Origin of the sequence: Ensifer canadensis, assembly GCF_017488845.2 — a bacterium.
In the GTDB taxonomy this organism is placed as follows: domain Bacteria; phylum Pseudomonadota; class Alphaproteobacteria; order Rhizobiales; family Rhizobiaceae; genus Ensifer; species Ensifer canadensis.
The window spans coordinates 3,220,007-3,237,612 of the sequence record NZ_CP083370.1; the positions used below are offsets into that span (position 1 = coordinate 3,220,007).

Consider the following 17,606-nt stretch of genomic DNA (forward strand, 5'->3'; position numbering starts at 1 on the left):
GTCGTCTGCGACCGTTGCGTCAGCGATGGTCCTTGAGGGGCTTCGGCACCCAATCTCCAATATGCCCAAGAGAAGGGAACGATACGATCGAATACGCGGGGAAATTGCTTTCTGTCTTCATCCTAGCCCCGTTTGCGGGGAGCCTCATTGCAATCTTCTTTCCGTCCGATCAACGCGGCGCAACGGCCTGGTTCGCAGGCGCGATCGCGCTGCTCTGCTTCCTCGTTGCGGTTTGCCTCTACCCCTTCGTCACCTCCGGCGGCGTTCTTCGCTATGAACTTGCCTGGATGCCCGAGCTCGGCCTCAACTTCACCTTGAGAATGGACGGCTTTGCCTGGTTGTTCACGGTGCTGGTGACCGCAATCGGCGTGCTCGTCGTGCTCTACGCCCGCTACTACATGGCGGCAGAGGATCCGGTACCGCGCTTCTTTGCCCTGTTTCTCGCCTTCATGGGGTCGATGCTGGGCGTCGTTCTCTCCGGCAATCTGATCCTGCTTGCGGTCTTCTGGGAGCTGACGAGCATCGTCTCCTTCCTGCTGATCGGCTATTGGCACCACAATGCCCACGCCCGCGACGGTGCGCGCATGGCGCTGACGATGACCGGCATGGGCGGGCTCTGCATGCTTGTCGGGCTTTTGATCATGGGCCGCGTCGTCGGCAGCTACGACCTCGACGTCGTGCTTGCCTCCGGCGATACGATCCGCAACCACCCACTCTATGTCACGATGCTGGTCCTGATCCTGCTCGGGGCCTTGACCAAGAGCGCGCAGTTCCCGTTCCATTTCTGGCTGCCGCACGCGATGGCAGCACCAACCCCCGTCTCCGCCTATCTGCATTCGGCGACGATGGTGAAGGCAGGCGTGTTCCTGCTCGTCCGGTTCTGGCCTGTGATGGCCGGCACCGAGGCCTGGTTCTGGATCGTCGGGCTCGCCGGCCTGACGACACTACTGCTCGGCGCTTACTTCGCCATCTTCCAGCAGGATCTGAAGGGGCTTCTGGCCTATTCGACCATCAGCCACCTGGGCCTGATCACGGTGCTGCTCAGCCTCGGAAGTCCGCTCGCGGCGGTCGCCGCCGTCTTCCACATCGTCAATCACGCGACCTTCAAGGCATCACTGTTCATGGCGGCCGGCATCATCGACCATGAGACCGGAACGCGCGACATGCGCAAGCTCGGCGGGCTCATACGCTACATGCCGGGAACCGCAATGCTCGCCATGGTCGCCAGCGCCGCGATGGCCGGCGTGCCGCTGTTGAACGGTTTCATCTCCAAGGAAATGTTCTTCGCCGAAGCGATCGAGACGCACCAGGCCAATTTGCTCGATACGATGACGCCCTATGTCGCCACGCTCGCCGGCATGTTCGCGGTGACCTATTCGCTGCGCTTCATCCACAGCGTCTTCTTCGGCCCGACGCCGAGCGATCTGCCCAAGATCCCGCATGAGCCGCCGCGCTGGATGCGGGCGCCGATCGAGTTCCTGGTGCTGGCCTGCCTCGTCGTCGGCATTATCCCGGCCATCACCATCGGCCCGTTCCTGCACACAGCCGTCGTGTCTATCCTCGGTGCCAGCACCCCGCAGTACAACCTTTCGGTCTGGCACGGCTGGAACCTGCCGCTGATAATGAGCTTCGTGGCGCTTCTCGGTGGCATCGGCCTCTATTTCCTGATGGGGAACTATCTGGCGACCAGCACCGAAGGGCCGCCGGTCTTCCGCCTGCTGCACGGCCAGCGCATCTTCGAGCGGGTACTGGTGACCCTGTCGTGGAAGTGGGCGCGCTGGCTCGAACAGAGGCTCGGCACGCGCCGACTGCAGCCGCAGATGCGGTTCCTGGTCTTCGTCGCGATCGTCGCCGGCGCCCTGCCGCTGCTGCTCAATCATTTCGAACTGCCGCCGCTTCTGGTGCGCGGCATCGATCCGGCCTTCGCCCTGCTCTGGGCGATCGGCATCGCCTGCGCGGTTGGGGCCGCCTACCAGGCAAAGTTCCACCGGCTGGCGGCACTCGTGCTTCTCGGCGGCGCCGGTCTCGTCACCTGCATCACCTTCGTCTGGCTGTCGGCCCCCGATCTTGCGGTTACCCAGCTCCTCGTCGAGATCGTCACGACTGTGCTGATCCTGCTCGGCCTGCGCTGGCTGCCCAAGCGCATCGAGGACACGCAGGAATCAGAATTGCTGTCGCTGCGCGTCCGTCTGCGGCGCCTGCGCGACTTTCTGCTGGCCATTGTCGCAGGCGGCGGCGTGGCGCTGATCGCCTACACCGTGATGACCCGCCCAATGCCCGAAACCATCGCCAGCTATTTCCTCGAGCGTGCCCACAAGGAAGGCGGCGGCACCAATGTCGTCAACGTCATCCTCGTCGACTTCCGCGGCTTCGACACGCTCGGCGAAATCGCCGTGCTGGCGATCGTGGCCCTGACCGTCTTTGCACTGTTGCTGCGCTTCCGTCCTCAGGCAGACAGCCTTGAGGCGCCGGTACAGCAGCAGGTCCAAAATGCCTTCGACGACGATCATCCCGATCGCGCAAAGGGCGACAGCGTCGCCGAATATCTGTTCGTTCCATCTGTCATCATGCGCTGGATGTTCCCGGTCAGCGGCATGCTGGCCGCCTATCTCTTCCTGCGCGGCCACGACCTGCCGGGCGGCGGCTTTGCGGCCGGCATCGCCATGTCGATCGGCTTCATCCTGCAATACATGTCGGGCGGCACCCGCTGGGTCGAGGAGCGGCTGCGCATCCACCCGCTGCGCTGGATGAGCATCGGCATCATCGTCGCGGCGGCAACCGGCATCGGTTCGTGGCTGTTCGGCTATCCGTTCCTGACCTCGCACGCGCAATATGTCACCCTGCCGATCGTCGGCAAATTCCCGCTGGCAAGCGCAATCCTCTTCGACCTCGGCGTCTTCTCGCTGGTGGTCGGGGCAACCGTGCTCATCCTGATCGCGCTTGCGCACCAGTCGATCCGCGCTCCGCGTGCCCATGCCCGTGCCGTCCTTCGCGCCGGAAAGGAGGCGAAGTAATGGAGATCATCCTGTCTGCCGCCATCGGCGTCCTCACCGCCTCGGGCGTCTATCTCCTGCTCCGCCCACGCACCTACCAGGTGATCATCGGCCTGTCGCTGCTCTCCTATGCCGTCAATCTCTTCATCTTCAGCATGGGTCGGCTGCGCGTGAATGCGCCCCCCATTCTCGAGCCCGGCGGCGTCGGCGATCTCTCGCGCTACACCGATCCTGTGCCGCAGGCGCTGGTGCTGACCGCGATCGTCATCGGCTTTGCCATGACGGCGCTCTTCCTCGTCGTACTGCTCGCCTCGCGCGGCTTCACCGGCACCGACCATGTCGATGGAAGGGAGCAGCGCAGTGACTGATTGGCTGCACCACCTGATGATCCTGCCGATCCTCTTGCCGCTGATGGTCGGCGCGGCGATGATCCCGATCGACGAGCGCAACCGCATGGCCAAGGGCGTGATGGGCTTCGTCTCGACGCTCGCCCTCTTCGTGCTCTCGATGGTGCTGATGCGCGCTAGCGCCTCGACGGAAGGCTTTCTTGCGGGCACAAGCGTCTACCAGCTCGGCAACTGGCCGGCGCCGTTCGGCATCGTACTGGTGCTCGACCGGCTCTCCGCGCTGATGCTCTGCCTGACGAGCGGCCTGGCGCTCGCCGCCCAGGTCTATTCGATCGCCCGCTGGCACACCGCCGGCCATCACTTCCACTCGCTGTTCCAGCTGCTGATCGCCGGGCTCAACGGTGCCTTCCTGACGGGGGATCTGTTCAATCTCTTCGTCTTCTTCGAAATCATGCTCGCGGCCTCCTACGGCCTGCTGCTGCACGGCTCGGGCCCGCTGCGCGTCAAGGCCGGCCTGCATTATGTCGCGATCAACCTTGCCGCCTCGTCGCTGTTCCTGATCGGTGTCAGCCTGATCTATGGCGCGACCGGCACGCTCAACATGGCCGACCTCGCGGTCAAGCTTGCGACCATCTCGCCAGAGAACCGCCAGATGGTCGAAGTTGGCGCCGGCGTGCTCGGCGTCGCCTTTCTGGTCAAGGCCGGCATGTGGCCGTTGAGCTTCTGGTTGCCCACCGCCTATTCGGCGGCAACGCCACCGGTTGCGGCCGTCTTTGCGGTGCTGACCAAAGTCGGCATCTACGTCATCCTGCGGCTGTCGCTGCTCGTCTTTGGCGCCAATGCCGGGGTGTCCGCCGGCTTCGGCCAGACTCTGCTGGTGGTCGGCGGCATGCTGACCATCGCCTTCGGCGCCATCGGCGTACTCGCCTCGCAGGCGATGGCCCGGCTTGCCGCCTATTCGGTGCTCGTCTCTTCGGGCACGCTGATGGCGGCGATCGGCCTCGGGCATTCCAGCATGATTGCCGGTGCACTGTTCTACCTCGTCAGTTCGACGCTGACGATCTCGGCCTTCTTCCTGTTGATCGAACTGGTGGAGCGCGGCCGCGATGCCGGCGCCGACGTTCTGGCGGTGACGATGGAAGCCTATGGCGATGCCGACGAGGACGAGGAAGTCGATGAAGCGGGTGCCGCCATTCCCGGCACCATGGCCGTGCTCGGCCTCTGCTTCTGCCTCTGCGCGCTGCTGCTCGCCGGCCTGCCGCCGCTCTCGGGTTTCGTCGCCAAATTCGCGATCCTGAGCGGCCTCTTCGGCCTTTCCGGCCCCGAGGCCGCGCCGGCGATTTCTGCCGCCGACTGGACTTACGTCACATTGCTGATCCTGTCCGGCCTCTCCGCCATGATCGCCATGAACCGCGTCGGCATCCGCACCTTCTGGGCCTCGATCGAAAACACCGTGCCGCGCGTCTTCGTCATCGAGATTGCCCCCGTCGTCGTGCTGCTCGGCGCCTGCATCTTCCTGAGCCTGCAGGCCGGGCCGACGATGCACTACATGCAGGCAACGGCCGATTCCCTGCTCGACCCGTCGGGCTACACCCAGCGCGTCCTCAGGGCGCCACGTGCGGGAGGGCAGTAACCGATGCGCACCTGGTTCCCCTACCCGCTGCTGTCTGTCGGCCTGCTCATCATCTGGCTGCTTCTCAACCAGTCGGTCGCCCCCGGCACGATCGTCATGGGCACGATATTGAGCGTCGCGCTCGGCTGGGTGACGCTGAAGCTCAATCCCGCCCACTCGCATCCGCGCCGGATCCTGCGCACGCTGCGCTTCGGCGCCAGCGTCGTCGTCGACGTCATCCGCTCCAACATTGCCGTCATGCTAGTGATCCTGCGCGCCGGACGGCGGGCGCCGAACTCGGGCTTCCTGACGGTCGACCTCGATCTCGAAGACGAAAACGCGCTTGCTCTGCTCGCCTGCATCATGACGGCGACGCCGGGCACCGCGTGGCTCGAATACGACCGCCGCCGGAAGTCGCTGCTCTTCCACGTGCTCGACATGGAAAACGAGGAGATCTGGCTGCAGACGGTGAAGCGCTATGAGGCAGGTTTGAAGGAGATGTTCGGATGACTGAGCTTGCAATCATCTGGTCGATCCTGATCGCGCAGATCATGATCGGGCTTGCCATGGCCTTCGCGCTCTACCGCATGGTCAAGGGACCGCGGGCGCAGGATCGCATCCTCGGCCTCGATACGCTCTACATCAACGCCATGCTGATGCTGCTATCCTTCGGCATCCGCACCGCCAACAGCCTTTATTTCGAATCGGCGCTGATCGTCGCGCTGATCGGCTTCGTCTCGTCGATCGCCTTCGGCAAGTTCCTGATGCGCGGGGAGTTGATCGAATGAGCCATCTGACCGACCTTCCGACCTGGGCCGCCATTGTCGTCTGCGGGCTCGTTCTTCTCGGCGCGGCGATTGCGCTGATCGGCTCGCTCGGCCTGCTGAGGTTGCCGGATTTCTACACCCGCCTGCATGCGCCGACCCTTGCCACCAGCGGCGGCGTCATCCTCATCTGCACCGCCTCGATCATCTGTTTTGCCGTGCTGCAGAGCCGCTGGGTGTTCCACGAAGTGCTGATCATCGTCTTCGTCATCATGACCACGCCGGTGACGCTGATGCTGCTCGGCCAGGCAGCACTTTATCGCGACCGCGTCGAGCAACGCCGCGGCGTTCCGTTGAAACAGAAGCCGCTGCCCGAAGAGAGCGCAGAGTAGGCCTACTCGCGCCCGCGGAAGCGGCGCTGATAGGCGGGATCGTAGAGCGAGCTTTCGCGGAAATCCGACGCTTCCAGTCCCAGACCGACGAAGATCAGCGCGGTGCGCTCGATCGGCTCCTCGGCCACCTTGGCGGCGATGGTGCCAAGCGTGCCACGCACCACCCGTTCATCCGGCCACGACGCCTTGACGACGATCGCCACCGGGCATTCGGCGCCATAGAGCGGTGTCAGTTCCGCAACGACCTGGTCGAGTGCATGGATGGCGAGATGGATGGCAAGGGTCGAGCCGGTGGCGCCGAAGCCGGCAAGCGTCTCGGTGTTGGGCATCGGCGAGGCACGACCGGAAACCCGCGTCAGCACCAGGCTCTGGGCGACCGCCGGAATGGTCAGCTCGCGACCGAGCGTCGCGGCCGCGGCGGCAAAGGCCGGCACGCCGGGGGTCATGGTATAGCCGATGCCGTGCTTTTCCAGCCGGCGGATCTGCTCGGCAACCGCGCTCCAGACCGAGAGGTCCCCGGAATGAAGCCGGGCGACATCCTCGCCGACTTCCGCCGCGCGCACATATTCCGCCTCGATCTCGTCGAGCGACATCGGCGCGGTATCGACGATGCGGGCGCCGGGCGGACAATATTGCAGCAGTTCCGGCGAGACGATCGAGCCGGCATAAAGGCAGACCGGGCAGCGCCCGATCAGATCGCGGCCGCGAACCGTGATCAGGTCCGCCGCTCCCGGACCGGCGCCGATGAAGTGTACCGTCATGTGTCTCTCCGAATGTTTTGGAGCGTCCCCTTTGCACACAGCATCGTGGATCCACGCCATCTCATAATTGCGCAAGTCGGACGTAAAACGCTCCGCCCTTTTGCGCGAATGTTCTTTCGCGTGCCGTTGTCGCAAAACCGCGGTACACTTTTGCGCGACATGCTCTAGGCCTTGGTCCAGGACCATTGCGTCACCGGCATCGCCGGGCGCCATCCCGTCATGCCGCCGACCGGCGAGGCGCGGGCGATGTCGATGCGGATCAGCGATCCGCCGAGCCGCGCGTGGCGTTGAAGCAGCACCGCTTCCATTTCCGTCGTAACCGCGTTGGCGACAAGCCGGCCGCCGCTGCCAAGCGCCGCAACGGCTGCGTCCATGACGCCAGGCTCGCTGCCGCCACCGCCGATAAAGATTGCATCGGGACGCGACAGGCCTGAGAGAGCCGCCGGCGCCTTGCCTTCGACGACGGTAAGGCCGGGCACGCCGAATGCCTCGGCATTGCGGCCGACACGCGCCGCGCGCTCCGGCGAGGCCTCGATGGCGATCGCCCGCATGGCCGGATCGGCCAGCATCCATTCGATGCCGATCGAGCCGGAACCGGCGCCGATATCCCAGAGCAGCTCGCCCTTGCGCGGCGCCAGCGCCGAAAGGGTCAGCGCCCGCACCTCCCGCTTGGTGATCTGGCCGTCATGTTCGAACAGCGTGTCGTCGCGCCCGGCCGAAAGCGGCAGCACCCGTCCGCCCTGATCAGCGGCCACCTCGATGGCGCAGACGTTGAGCGGATGGACCAGACCCAGCATGAAGCGCGAGGCAATCTGCGTCGTCACGCGTTCGCCGGCGCCGCCAAGGGCCTCCAGAACCGTAAGCCTGGACTGACCGAAACCGCTTGTTGCGAGCAGCTCGGCGAGCGCCTTCGGTCCCGCCCCATCCGAGGTCAGAGCGAGCACCCTGTTGCCGGGCTGCAGGTGTGGCCGCACTAGATCGATCGGCCGGCCGTGCAGCGAAACGAGCGTTGCCTCCTGCAGTGCCCAGCCGAGACGTGAGGCGGCAAGGCTGAAGGAGGACGGTGCCGGAAGCGTGCGGATCTCAGGCGCGGCGACGCGGCGCGCAAGCGTGGCGCCGACGCCGAAGAAGAAGGGATCACCTGAGGCGAGCACGACCACCGGGCTGCCGCGACGCGCAACGATCTCCTCGACCGAGCGGCCGAACGGGCTTTGCCAGACGCGGCCCTCGCCCTTTATCAGCGAGTGCGTCAGCTCCATGTGGCGGGCACCGCCATAGACGACCGGCGCAGCGGCAATCAGCCGCTTGGCCTCGTCGCCGAGACCGGCTACACCATCCTCGCCTATGCCGATGATGGTCAACCAGGGGGAGACGATGGCCGGATCGCTGTTCGACACCTCAGCCATGGAAAAACCTCGCATTCTCATTCTTGGCGGGACGACCGAGGCCCGCGAACTGGCATCCCGCCTTGCCGGTGACATGCGTTACAACACCATGATCTCGCTTGCCGGCCGTACGGCCGATCCGCGCCCGCAGCCAGTCAAGACCCGCATCGGCGGTTTTGGCGGCGCCGAGGGGCTCGCAGCCTTCCTCAACGCCGAACAGATCGCGCTGGTCGTCGACGCGACACACCCCTTCGCCGCCCGGATTTCCCAAAACGCCGCCGCGGCGGTAAAGGCTGCGCGGGTGCGCCTGCTCGCCCTGCAGCGCCCGCAGTGGCAAGCGGAAGCCGGCGACAACTGGACCGGCGTCGGCACCGTTGCGGAGGCGGTCGTGGCCCTTGGCGACGCCCCGCGCCGTGTCTTTCTCGCCATCGGCCGGCAGGAGGCCTTTCATTTCGAGACTGCGCCGCAGCACAGCTACGTCATCCGCAGCGTCGACCCGGTGACCCCGCCCCTGAAACTGCCGGACGCGACGGCGATCCTTGCCACCGGCCCATTTGCCGAAACGGACGAGATCGATCTGCTTAGGGCTCATCGCATCGACGTCATCGTCGCCAAGAACAGTGGCGGAGCCGCAACTTATGGAAAGATCGCGGCTGCGCGCAGGCTGGGGATCGCGGTGATCATGGTCGAGCGCCGCAAGCCCACCGACGTGCTGTCGGTGAGCGACTGCGATGCCGCGCTCGAACGCATCGATCAATGGCTGTCTCCCGCATAGAAACGCGGCGTATAGACCAGATCCGGCTTGCCTTCGCGCGCAACGATGCGCGTTTCCGACGAACCGATGATGACGCATGTCGCCATGTCGGCGCGGCTGGCGTCGGCCTCGCCGAGCGGCATGACGGCGATGCGCTCATCCGGCCGGCCGGCGGCGCGACCGAAGATCACCGGCACTGTTGCCGGCAGCACGCCGCGCAGGATTTCGAAGGCCTCGCCGAGCTGCCAGGGCCGTGCCTTGCTGATCGGATTGTAGAGCGCGATCACCAGCCCGGCTTCCGCCGTGAGCTTCAGCCGCTTGGTGATGACCTCCCAGGGCTTCAGGTTGTCGGACAGCGAGATGGCGCAGAAATCATGGCCAAGCGGCGCGCCGATGCGCGCGGCAACCGCCAGCATCGCGGTGACGCCGGGCGTCACCACGAGATCGACGGACTTCCATTCCGCCGGTCCCTTGTCAATCGCTTCGCAGACAGCAGCCGCCATGGCAAAGACGCCGGGGTCGCCGCCCGATACCATGCAGACCTTGGCGCCGGCAGCAGCGCGCGTCAGTGCCGCCTGTGCGCGATCAAGCTCCTCGCGATTGTCCGACGCGATGCGCATCTGGTCGGGCCTGAGGTTGAGGCGATCGAGATAGGGGATGTAGCCGAAGAATTCCTGCGCGTTTGAGACCGCCTGCGCCGTCTCCGGCGTCATCTGCTCGGCATTGCCGGGGCCCGTGCCGACGACATAGAGCGTGCCGGTCATGGCCTGTCCTTCCACCCGGGAACGAGCACGAGCGAGAAGTATGGCGCCTCGTCATCGGGCTTTTCGGCAAGTGCCGTCATCGCCGCGTTCTTCATCGTGCCACGCTCGACATAGACGGCCTGGTCGAGCCGGCCGGAGGCGGCAAGCGCCCGGCGGATTTTCGGCAGGTTGCGCCCGACCTTCATGATGACGGCGGCCTCGGTATCGGCAAGGCGTCGTCCAAGCTCACCTTCCGCCATCGTGCCCGGCAGGACCGACAGGACGTCGTCGCCCTGGACCAGCGGCAAGCCGGCAAGCGACCAGCAGCCGGACATGGCGGTGATACCGGGGATGACTTCGACCGGGAAGCGCCCGGCAAGCCGCACATGCAGATGCATGTAGGAACCATAGAACAGCGGATCGCCCTCGCTCAGCACCGCAACGGTCCGCCCGACCTCGAGATGCCTGGCGACTGCGTCAGCAGAAGCGTTGTAGAAATCGGTGATCTGGCTCTTGTAGGCGCCGTCGTCCTTGTCGATCTCGGTGGTCACGGGATAGTAGAGCGGCAATTCGATGAGACCGGGCTTCAACAGCCCCTCGACAACAGCGCGGCCATTGCCGCTGCGGCCTGCCTTGGCGAAATAGGCAAGCACATCCGCCTCGCCCAGCGCCTTGACGGCCTTGACCGTCAGCAGCTCCGGATCGCCGGGGCCTGTGCCGACGCCGATCAACCGGCCCATGCCTGCCCCGCTCACAGGCCCGGCCTCGCTAGCGAATTGAGTGCTGCAGCCGTCATGGCGCTGCCGCCGAGGCGACCGCGCACGATGGCGAAGGGCACGCCATAGGAATTCTCGGCAAGCGCATCCTTCGATTCCGCAGCACCTACGAAACCGACCGGCATGCCGATGATCGCAGCCGGCTTCGGCGCGCCATCGCGCAGCATTTCGAGCAGATAGAAGAGCGCCGTCGGCGCGTTGCCGATCGCGACGACCGCACCAGCCATGTGCTCACCCCAGAGCTTCAGTGCCGCAGCCGACCGGGTATTGCCGATCTCGGCTGCCAGTTCCGCGGTGCGCGGATCGCGAAGCGTACAGATCACCTCGTTGCCTGCAGGCAGGCGCGCCCGCGTTACGCCCCGCGCCACCATCTCGGCGTCGCAGAGGATCGGCGCGCCGTTCTTCAGGGCGCCGCGGGCAGCGGTGACGAAATCGGGAGAGAACACGAATTGCTTCGACGCCTCGACGAGGCCGCAGGCATGAACCATGCGCACCGCGAGATCGGCTTCCTCCTCGGAGAAGGCGGAAAGGTCGGCTTCTGCCCGAATGATGGCGAAGGAACGCTCATAGATGGCGTTGCCATCCCGGATGTAATCATACTCAGGCATTTCTATCCCTGTTCGAACGCAGCCGAGACGCGCGCGGCACCCAGCCGTGTAAGACAGGACCGCGCCGATTCGCCAGCGTCTTTGTTTTCCCGCACCAGGCCAGCCAGCCGTTCCAGCGCGGATTTCATTCCATTTTCATCGGTGTAGGCATTCGCGCCATCCTTCGCCGCCCCATTTACGACAAGCGCATATCCTGATGGCGCACCCACCAGCGTCAACGCCGACGCCTTCGGACGGGCGCAGCCCTTGACGCAACCGGAGAGGTGCACCGTCAGCGAGCCGTCGAGCAGATCCGGCGCCGTTTCCACCCATAGCCGCGCCATCGCCTTGGTGTCCATCCATGCGGAAGCGCAGCCGGTGCTGCCGGCGCAGGTGGCAATGTGGTTTCGCGGGTCATCCGCTGCAATACGAAAGCCCTGCGCCAGCGCCAGCCGCTGGACGATTTCGGCCGCTTCCGGCTCCAGACCCAGCATGAAGAAACTGTGGCCGGGCGCAAGCCGGATTTCTCGCGCCCCAAGCTCCGCGGCTTGCCGCAGAAGGGCGATGAGGCTGATAGCGTCGATTTGGGCGAAGGCGAGCCCAAGGCCAAGGACAGCACCAGTCGAGCCGAGATCGTGGATACCGACGACCGGAGACACCGACATCGGAGCCGGAACGATCTCGACAAAGTCGGCGCCCACCGGACAGAGCATCTGCACCGCATCGATCTCGAGATCCCGGCCACGCGCAGCCGGCCCGATGTCGGTCAGCGCTGCAAGAATCCGGATAACGATCGGCACGACCGCCTCGGTTCGAAGCGCGCAAATGGGCTTCGCCGTTGCAGCGGTTCCCGCAAGCGATAGGTTCCACCAGACGTCCCCGCCGCGCCCGACAGCCTGCAGACGGAGATCGGCAACCGTATCGCCGAGGTGGAACCGGCCGCCGCCATCGACGATGATGGCGAGCTTCGGCGCCAGCCGCAGTGCAGCGCCTCGTGCGGCGATCTCTTTGCGCAGCACGGCAGCGAGGATCCGTGGGTCGATGATCTCTTCCGGATCGATGCCGGCAAGCGGTGGCGTCTCGATGGCAACTCCATCGGGGACCACGATCGCCGCTTCGCCGATCGCTTGGGCAAGGCCGGGAACGGTCGATGCCGTCAGCCTGCGGACCTGCAGATTGCCGCGCGCGGTAATTTCCAGGATGCCATTGCCGAACTGCCGGGCGGCCTCAGCGACATCAGAGAACTGGGAAAGCGTCAGGCTGCCGTCGAGCGGCCGCAGCCGCACCAGCAGGCCATCGCCGGTCGGCATCGGTGCTGCAAGCGACGGGCACGCACCCCGGCGCATAGAGGCGGCGGCATCCATTGTTTGCGATGTCGGCACGGCGCAACTGCTCATAGTCTTGTCTCGGTCGCTCCCAGCGGTCGCCCTCTCGTTGGGCTTTTTTTTCACCAGACGCTATAGCACAGCCACCGACGTTGAGAGAGATCAAAGACGACGGGAAAAGCCTGGAGAAAGCAGGCACAACAGCGGCTATTCCTCGAAATCGGCACCCTTGCGCAAGAGGTAGATATCCATGATCCACCCCATGCGCTGGCGTTCCCTTGCGCGGGTCGCCAGGATCTCGTCCTTGACGTCGGCCAAGCGGCCGGAGATGACGATTTCGTCTGGCGTTCCGAGATAGGCGCCCCAGTAGATCTCGGCGTCCGGATCGTCGATCCGCTGGAATGCCTGCTCGCCATCGAGCATGACGACCGACGTCTGGCTGCGCTTCGGAAAACTTTCGGACAGGCGGCGCCCGGTGGTGATCTCGACCGGTTTGCCGACAAGGTTCAGCGGAATGCGGTGGCTGGCGCAAAGCGCCTGCAGGCTGGTGATGCCGGGAAGAACGTCATAGTCGAACGCGACCTTGCCACGCGCCTTCACCCGTTCGACGATGCGGATGGTGCTGTCATAGAGCATTGGGTCGCCCCAGACGAGAAAGGCGCCGGTTCCGTCTTCGGTCAGTTCGCCATCGATCAGGCGCTCGTAGATTTCGGCGATGCGGGCATGCCAGTCGTCGACGCTGCCATCATAGCTGACGCCCTCGGTGCGGCGGACCGGCACAGCGAATTCGACCGTGCGGCTGTCGGCGCGCGTGACGTAGCGCGCGCAGATCTCGCGGCGCACCTCCGCAAGCTCGGTCTTTTTCTCACCCTTGGTCGGGATGAACAGCACGTCGGCGCGGTTGAGCGCATTGATCGCCTGTACAGTCATATGCTCGGGGTTGCCGGAGCCGATGCCGATGATCAGAAGTTTTCGCACGCGGTCCTCGCCTTTGTTATCTGCAGCAGATCAAAGTGTTGCAGTGTCTTTGGCGGATTGCCGATTGAGACACAAGACCCGCCCGCGACACGCTCCCAGCCGTCGGCGTCATTGCTTGGCGCGCGCGCTTAAGGTGCCTCCGGATTTTCCGGCAGCGTCCAGTCGATCGGCTCAAAGCCTTTCGAGGCGAGGAAGGCATTGGCCTGGGAAAAGTGCCGGCAACCGAGAAAGCCGGAATGCGCCGAGAGCGGCGAGGGATGCGGCGCCCGCAAAACGAGATGGCGCGAGCGGTCGACGAAGGCGGCTTTCTTCTGCGCGTAGGAACCCCACAGCAGAAACACCACCGGGTGATCGGCCTCGTTGACGGCGCGGATGATCGCGTCGGTGAAGCGCTCCCAGCCCCGCCCTTGATGTGAAGCCGCCTGCCCGCGCTCGACCGTCAGCACGCTGTTGAGCAGCAACACGCCTTGTTTCGCCCAACTTTCGAGAAAGCCGTGACGAGCCGGTGGAATACCGAGGTCGGCGTTCAGTTCCTTGTAGATGTTGACGAGCGAAGGTGGCGTTCTGACGCCCGGACGCACGCTGAAGCAGAGCCCGTGCGCCTGGCCGTCACCGTGGTACGGGTCTTGCCCCAGGATGACGACGCGCACCTTGTCGAGCGGCGTCAGATCGAGCGCCCGAAAATATTCAGGTCCCCGCGGAAAGATCTGCCGTCCTTCGCTGCGCGCGCCGACCAGGAACTGCTTGAGTTCGCCCATATACGCGCTGGAAAATTCGGGCTCCAACGCCGCCTTCCAGCTTTCTTCGAGCTTCACTGCCGTTTCCATCACGCCTCCGGTCCGTTTCATCCGCTTGCCGCCCCGGAATTTAGAGCGATCACCCGCAGCCGCAAGCGCTAACCGCGCGACGAGCCGCTTGTTTCACGGCTTTTACTAGCGCTTTCGAGCAGCATTGTATTTCAATGGATACAACGCTAATCAGGATGAGATATCGTTATATCCTGAAAAATATCACGAACTTGATGGAGGCAAGACTGATGATGCAACGCAGACAATGGCTGAAGGGGCTGGTGCTCGCCCTTGGCGTCGCCTGGGCCGGCGCGACCTTCGCGCCAAGCGCCGCCATGGCCGAGGACAAGGTAACCGTTTTTGCTGCCGCGAGCCTGAAGAACGCGCTCGATGCGATCAATGCCGAATGGCAGAAAGAAAGCGGCAAGGAAACGACCGTCTCCTATGCGGCCAGCTCCGCGCTCGCCAAGCAGGTGGAACAGGGCGCACCGGCTGACGTCTTCATCTCCGCCGACCTCGCCTGGATGGACTATCTGGCCGAGAAGAAGCTGATCAAGGACGACACCCGTGCCAACCTGCTCGGCAACAGCATCGTTCTCATCTCGGGCAAGACAGACGCGCAGCCGGTCGACATCAAGCAGGGCTTCGATCTGGCAACGCTACTCGGTGACGGTCGCCTGGCGATGGGTGCAGTCGATTCCGTGCCGGCCGGCAAATACGGCAAGGCAGCGCTTGAAAAGCTCGGCGTCTGGTCGAGCGTCGAACAGAAGGTTGCGGGCGCCGAGAGCGTGCGCGCCGCACTGCTGCTCGTTTCGCGCGGGGAAGCGCCCTATGGCATTGTCTACCAGACCGACGCTGCAGCCGATCCGGGCGTCAAGATCGTCGGAACCTTCCCCGAGGACAGCCATCCGCCGATCATCTATCCGATCGCAGTCACCACGGACAGCAAGAACGCCGACGCGACCGCCTATGTCGACTTCATCAAGTCCGACAAGGCAGCGCCGCTCTTCGAAAAGCAGGGCTTTACTATCCTGAAATAGCGCGTGCGGCGCCTGTCCAGAAACGGGCGAAGCATCTATCTTTCTCCAGCGCCGCGCGGACATCGCGCGGCGCTGGGCATTTCGACCGGGAGTGGGATGACTTTGGATTGGTTGGAGTTGAGCGAGGCGGAATGGACGGCGATCCTGCTGAGCCTGCGCGTGGCGACGGTTGCGATGGTCTGCAGCCTGCCGTTTGCGCTTGGGGTCGCCATGCTGCTTGCCCGCGGACGCTTCTGGGGCAAGACGGCGCTAAACGGCCTCGTTCACATGCCCCTGATCCTGCCCCCCGTCGTCACCGGCTTCCTGCTGCTGCTGCTGTTCGGCCGTCGCGGACCGATCGGCGCCTTTCTCGCCGAGAATTTCGGCCTCGTCTTTTCCTTCCGCTGGACCGGCGCGGCACTCGCCTGCGCCGTCATGGCCTTCCCCTTGATGGTTCGCAGTATCCGGCTGTCGATCGAGGCGGTCGACCGCAAGCTCGAGGATGCCGCAACCACGCTCGGCGCCGGGCCGGTCTGGGTGTTCTTCACCATCACGCTGCCCTTGATCCTGCCAGGCATCATCGCCGGCATGATCCTCGCTTTCGCCAAGGCGATGGGCGAATTCGGCGCGACCATCACCTTCGTCTCCAACATCCCCGGCGAAACGCAGACGCTGTCGTCTGCGATCTACACCTTCACCCAGGTGCCGGGCGGCGATGCCGGCGCCATGCGCCTGACGATCATCTCGGTGATCATCTCCATGGCGGCGCTGATGCTCTCGGAGCTGCTGGCAAACGCCGCCGCCAAGCGAACGGTTGCCGCATGAGCCTTCTCGTTGAAGCCCGCCATCGGCTCGGGGATTTCTCCGTCGACGCCACCTTCACCTCCGACGGCGGCGTCACCGCGCTGTTCGGCCGCTCGGGCTCAGGCAAGACCTCGCTGATCAACATCATCGCCGGACTGATGAAGCCGGAAAGCGGCCGCGTGGTGCTGGACGGCGACATCATCGCCGACAGCGAACGACGGATCTTCACGCCGGTGCATCGCCGCCGCTTCGGCTATGTCTTCCAGGAAGCTCGGCTGTTCCCGCACTTAAGCGTCGGCAGCAACCTTGCCTATGGCCGCTGGTTTGCCGGCAGGTCAGGAAAGGCGGCCGACATGGCGCGTGTCGTCGACATGCTCGGCATCGGCCATCTGCTCGAGCGCAACCCCTCGGCGCTCTCGGGCGGCGAGCGGCAGCGCGTCGCCATCGGCCGCGCTTTGCTTGCCGCCCCCCGCCTGCTGCTCATGGACGAGCCGCTTGCCGCGCTCGACGATGCGCGTAAGGCCGAGATCCTGCCTTATCTCGAGCGATTGCGCGACGATGCGGGCGTGCCGATCGTCTATGTCAGCCACTCCGTGAGTGAGGTCGCGCGCCTGGCGCAACGGGTCGTCGTGCTGGAGAACGGCCGCGTAAAGGCATCGGGCGCCGCCGCCGAAGTGTTGAGCGCGCCGGCGGCGGCACTGGCAACCGGCCGGCGCGAAGCGGGCGTGTTGCTCGAAGGCGTGGTCGAGATGCACGACGCCACCCACGATCTGACAACCGTCCGGGTCGGCGACCGGCTGATCCGGGTGCAAAGGATCGACGTGGCGCCGGGGCACGCGCTGCGCCTGCATATTGCCGCACGCGACGTCATGCTGGCGACGGTTCGTCCTGAAGGCATCAGCGCTCTAAACGTGCTGGAGGGAACGATCGTCGACCTGACAGTGGGCGAAAACGGCAGTGTCGATGTGCGGGTGGACTGCGGAAGCGCGACGATCGCCGCCCGCATCACCACCTTTTCACGCGATGCGCTCCAGCTTTATCAGGGCAAGCCGGTCCACGCGATCATCAAGTCCGTGGCGATCGATCACTGACAGGCGCACTCGCCTGCTCCCGATCGCGGACTGCCTCCAGCCAGGCGAGATCATCGGCGATGGCGGCCTTCGCCTTCGCCTCCATTTCGCGATAACGGCGGATCAGCGTTTCGCCGAACGGTGTCAGCATCGCACCACCACCCTGTTTGCCGCCACGCTGGCTTTCGACCGACGGTTCCCGGAACATCCGGTTCAGCGCATCGACCAAAAGCCACGCCCGGCGGTAGGACATGTCCATAGCGCGGCCGGCAGCCGAGATCGATCCGGTCTCGCGGATGAGTTCCAAAAGCATGATCTTGCCGCGCCCAAGTCGGTCCCCTGGCGGAAAGTCGATGCGCAGAATAGGGCGAAGGTCGTCGGGTCGGTCACTCATGCGCGAAACATAGAAGTTTGCGCGCCAAATCGAAAGTCGGTCTGAAGCCAGGCCCGGCCGATTTCACATCGGCCGAACCGGGCAAAACATCAAGGGTGCAGAAAGGCTAGAATC

Annotated in this window: 19 protein-coding genes; 10 read left to right on the forward strand and 9 right to left on the reverse strand. The window is 64.8% G+C overall.

Annotation, left to right across the window (positions count from 1 at the left end; genetic code table 11):
* The first annotated feature begins 104 nt into the window (after positions 1-104).
* From J3R84_RS15720 to mnhG, 6 genes are read left to right on the forward strand one after another with little or no spacing between them, the layout of a single operon-like run.
* The gene (locus J3R84_RS15720) at positions 105-3,014 is read left to right on the forward strand and encodes a monovalent cation/H+ antiporter subunit A (RefSeq protein ID WP_025424926.1); all 2,910 of its coding nucleotides are present in this window, start codon (positions 105-107) and stop codon (positions 3,012-3,014) included.
* Positions 3,014-3,361, forward strand: a complete 348-nt coding sequence (locus J3R84_RS15725; protein ID WP_025428214.1) for a Na+/H+ antiporter subunit C — start codon at positions 3,014-3,016, stop codon at positions 3,359-3,361. The genes J3R84_RS15720 and J3R84_RS15725 overlap by 1 nt, the downstream gene beginning before the upstream one ends.
* Positions 3,330-4,973, forward strand: a complete 1,644-nt coding sequence (locus tag J3R84_RS15730) for a monovalent cation/H+ antiporter subunit D (RefSeq protein ID WP_025424927.1) — start codon at positions 3,330-3,332, stop codon at positions 4,971-4,973. The genes J3R84_RS15725 and J3R84_RS15730 overlap by 32 nt, the downstream gene beginning before the upstream one ends.
* 3 nt (positions 4,974-4,976) lie before the next feature.
* The gene (locus tag J3R84_RS15735) at positions 4,977-5,462 is read left to right on the forward strand and encodes a Na+/H+ antiporter subunit E (RefSeq protein WP_025424928.1); all 486 of its coding nucleotides are present in this window, start codon (positions 4,977-4,979) and stop codon (positions 5,460-5,462) included.
* Positions 5,459-5,740, forward strand: a complete 282-nt coding sequence (locus J3R84_RS15740; protein ID WP_025424929.1) for a K+/H+ antiporter subunit F — start codon at positions 5,459-5,461, stop codon at positions 5,738-5,740. Before J3R84_RS15735 ends, J3R84_RS15740 begins: the two co-directional genes overlap by 4 nt.
* The gene (mnhG, locus tag J3R84_RS15745) at positions 5,737-6,108 is read left to right on the forward strand and encodes a monovalent cation/H(+) antiporter subunit G (RefSeq protein WP_025424930.1); all 372 of its coding nucleotides are present in this window, start codon (positions 5,737-5,739) and stop codon (positions 6,106-6,108) included. The genes J3R84_RS15740 and mnhG overlap by 4 nt, the downstream gene beginning before the upstream one ends.
* A 2-nt stretch (positions 6,109-6,110) precedes the next feature.
* Here the strand turns inward: mnhG and cobM are convergent, their stop codons facing one another.
* Positions 6,111-6,869: a precorrin-4 C(11)-methyltransferase gene (cobM, locus tag J3R84_RS15750; protein WP_025424931.1), complete on the reverse strand. Its 759-nt coding sequence runs from the start codon at positions 6,867-6,869 to the stop codon at positions 6,111-6,113.
* A gap of 164 nt (positions 6,870-7,033) precedes the next feature.
* Positions 7,034-8,275, reverse strand: coding sequence for a precorrin-6y C5,15-methyltransferase (decarboxylating) subunit CbiE (gene cbiE / locus J3R84_RS15755; protein WP_107028392.1), 1,242 nt, complete (start codon positions 8,273-8,275; stop codon positions 7,034-7,036).
* On the opposite strand from cbiE, the gene J3R84_RS15760 reads away from it, so the two are divergent.
* Positions 8,244-9,029, forward strand: a complete 786-nt coding sequence (locus J3R84_RS15760) for a cobalt-precorrin-6A reductase (protein ID WP_038576517.1) — start codon at positions 8,244-8,246, stop codon at positions 9,027-9,029. The two genes, cbiE and J3R84_RS15760, sit on opposite strands and share 32 nt — an antisense overlap.
* Here the strand turns inward: J3R84_RS15760 and J3R84_RS15765 are convergent.
* The 6 genes from J3R84_RS15765 to ung all read right to left on the reverse strand — a co-directional run bounded on the left by J3R84_RS15765 (position 9,008) and on the right by ung (position 14,244).
* Entirely contained in the window at positions 9,008-9,772 is a 765-nt protein-coding gene (locus J3R84_RS15765) for a precorrin-3B C(17)-methyltransferase (RefSeq protein WP_025424933.1), read from the reverse strand. The two genes, J3R84_RS15760 and J3R84_RS15765, sit on opposite strands and share 22 nt — an antisense overlap.
* A complete protein-coding gene (locus J3R84_RS15770) occupies positions 9,769-10,506 on the reverse strand; it encodes a precorrin-2 C(20)-methyltransferase (RefSeq protein WP_025424934.1) in 738 nt (245 codons plus the stop codon). The genes J3R84_RS15765 and J3R84_RS15770 overlap by 4 nt, the downstream gene beginning before the upstream one ends.
* Positions 10,503-11,135, reverse strand: a complete 633-nt coding sequence (locus J3R84_RS15775; protein ID WP_025424935.1) for a precorrin-8X methylmutase — start codon at positions 11,133-11,135, stop codon at positions 10,503-10,505. The genes J3R84_RS15770 and J3R84_RS15775 overlap by 4 nt, the downstream gene beginning before the upstream one ends.
* 2 nt (positions 11,136-11,137) lie before the next feature.
* Positions 11,138-12,511 (reverse strand): precorrin-3B synthase, encoded by a 1,374-nt coding sequence (gene cobG / locus J3R84_RS15780; RefSeq protein WP_025424936.1) that lies wholly within the window; start codon positions 12,509-12,511, stop codon positions 11,138-11,140.
* Between the two features lie 135 nt (positions 12,512-12,646).
* The gene (cobF, locus tag J3R84_RS15785; protein ID WP_025424937.1) at positions 12,647-13,417 is read right to left on the reverse strand and encodes a precorrin-6A synthase (deacetylating); all 771 of its coding nucleotides are present in this window, start codon (positions 13,415-13,417) and stop codon (positions 12,647-12,649) included.
* Positions 13,418-13,545: 128 nt separating this feature from the next.
* Positions 13,546-14,244, reverse strand: coding sequence for a uracil-DNA glycosylase (gene ung, locus J3R84_RS15790; RefSeq protein WP_025424938.1), 699 nt, complete (start codon positions 14,242-14,244; stop codon positions 13,546-13,548).
* Between the two features lie 209 nt (positions 14,245-14,453).
* Here ung and modA point away from each other — a divergent pair, with 209 nt between their 5' ends.
* The 3 genes from modA to modC all read left to right on the forward strand — a co-directional run bounded on the left by modA (position 14,454) and on the right by modC (position 17,119).
* Positions 14,454-15,245: a molybdate ABC transporter substrate-binding protein gene (gene modA / locus J3R84_RS15795; RefSeq protein ID WP_025424939.1), complete on the forward strand. Its 792-nt coding sequence runs from the start codon at positions 14,454-14,456 to the stop codon at positions 15,243-15,245.
* A gap of 102 nt (positions 15,246-15,347) precedes the next feature.
* Complete coding sequence (gene modB / locus J3R84_RS15800) at positions 15,348-16,049, forward strand: molybdate ABC transporter permease subunit (protein ID WP_025424940.1); 702 nt, start codon at positions 15,348-15,350, stop codon at positions 16,047-16,049.
* On the forward strand, positions 16,046-17,119 hold the full coding sequence (gene modC, locus J3R84_RS15805) for a molybdenum ABC transporter ATP-binding protein (protein ID WP_025424941.1): 1,074 nt from the start codon (positions 16,046-16,048) through the stop codon (positions 17,117-17,119). Before modB ends, modC begins: the two co-directional genes overlap by 4 nt.
* Here modC and J3R84_RS15810 read toward each other — a convergent pair.
* Complete coding sequence (locus tag J3R84_RS15810) at positions 17,094-17,492, reverse strand: winged helix-turn-helix domain-containing protein (protein ID WP_025424942.1); 399 nt, start codon at positions 17,490-17,492, stop codon at positions 17,094-17,096. The two genes, modC and J3R84_RS15810, sit on opposite strands and share 26 nt — an antisense overlap.
* Positions 17,493-17,606: the final 114 nt, after the last annotated feature.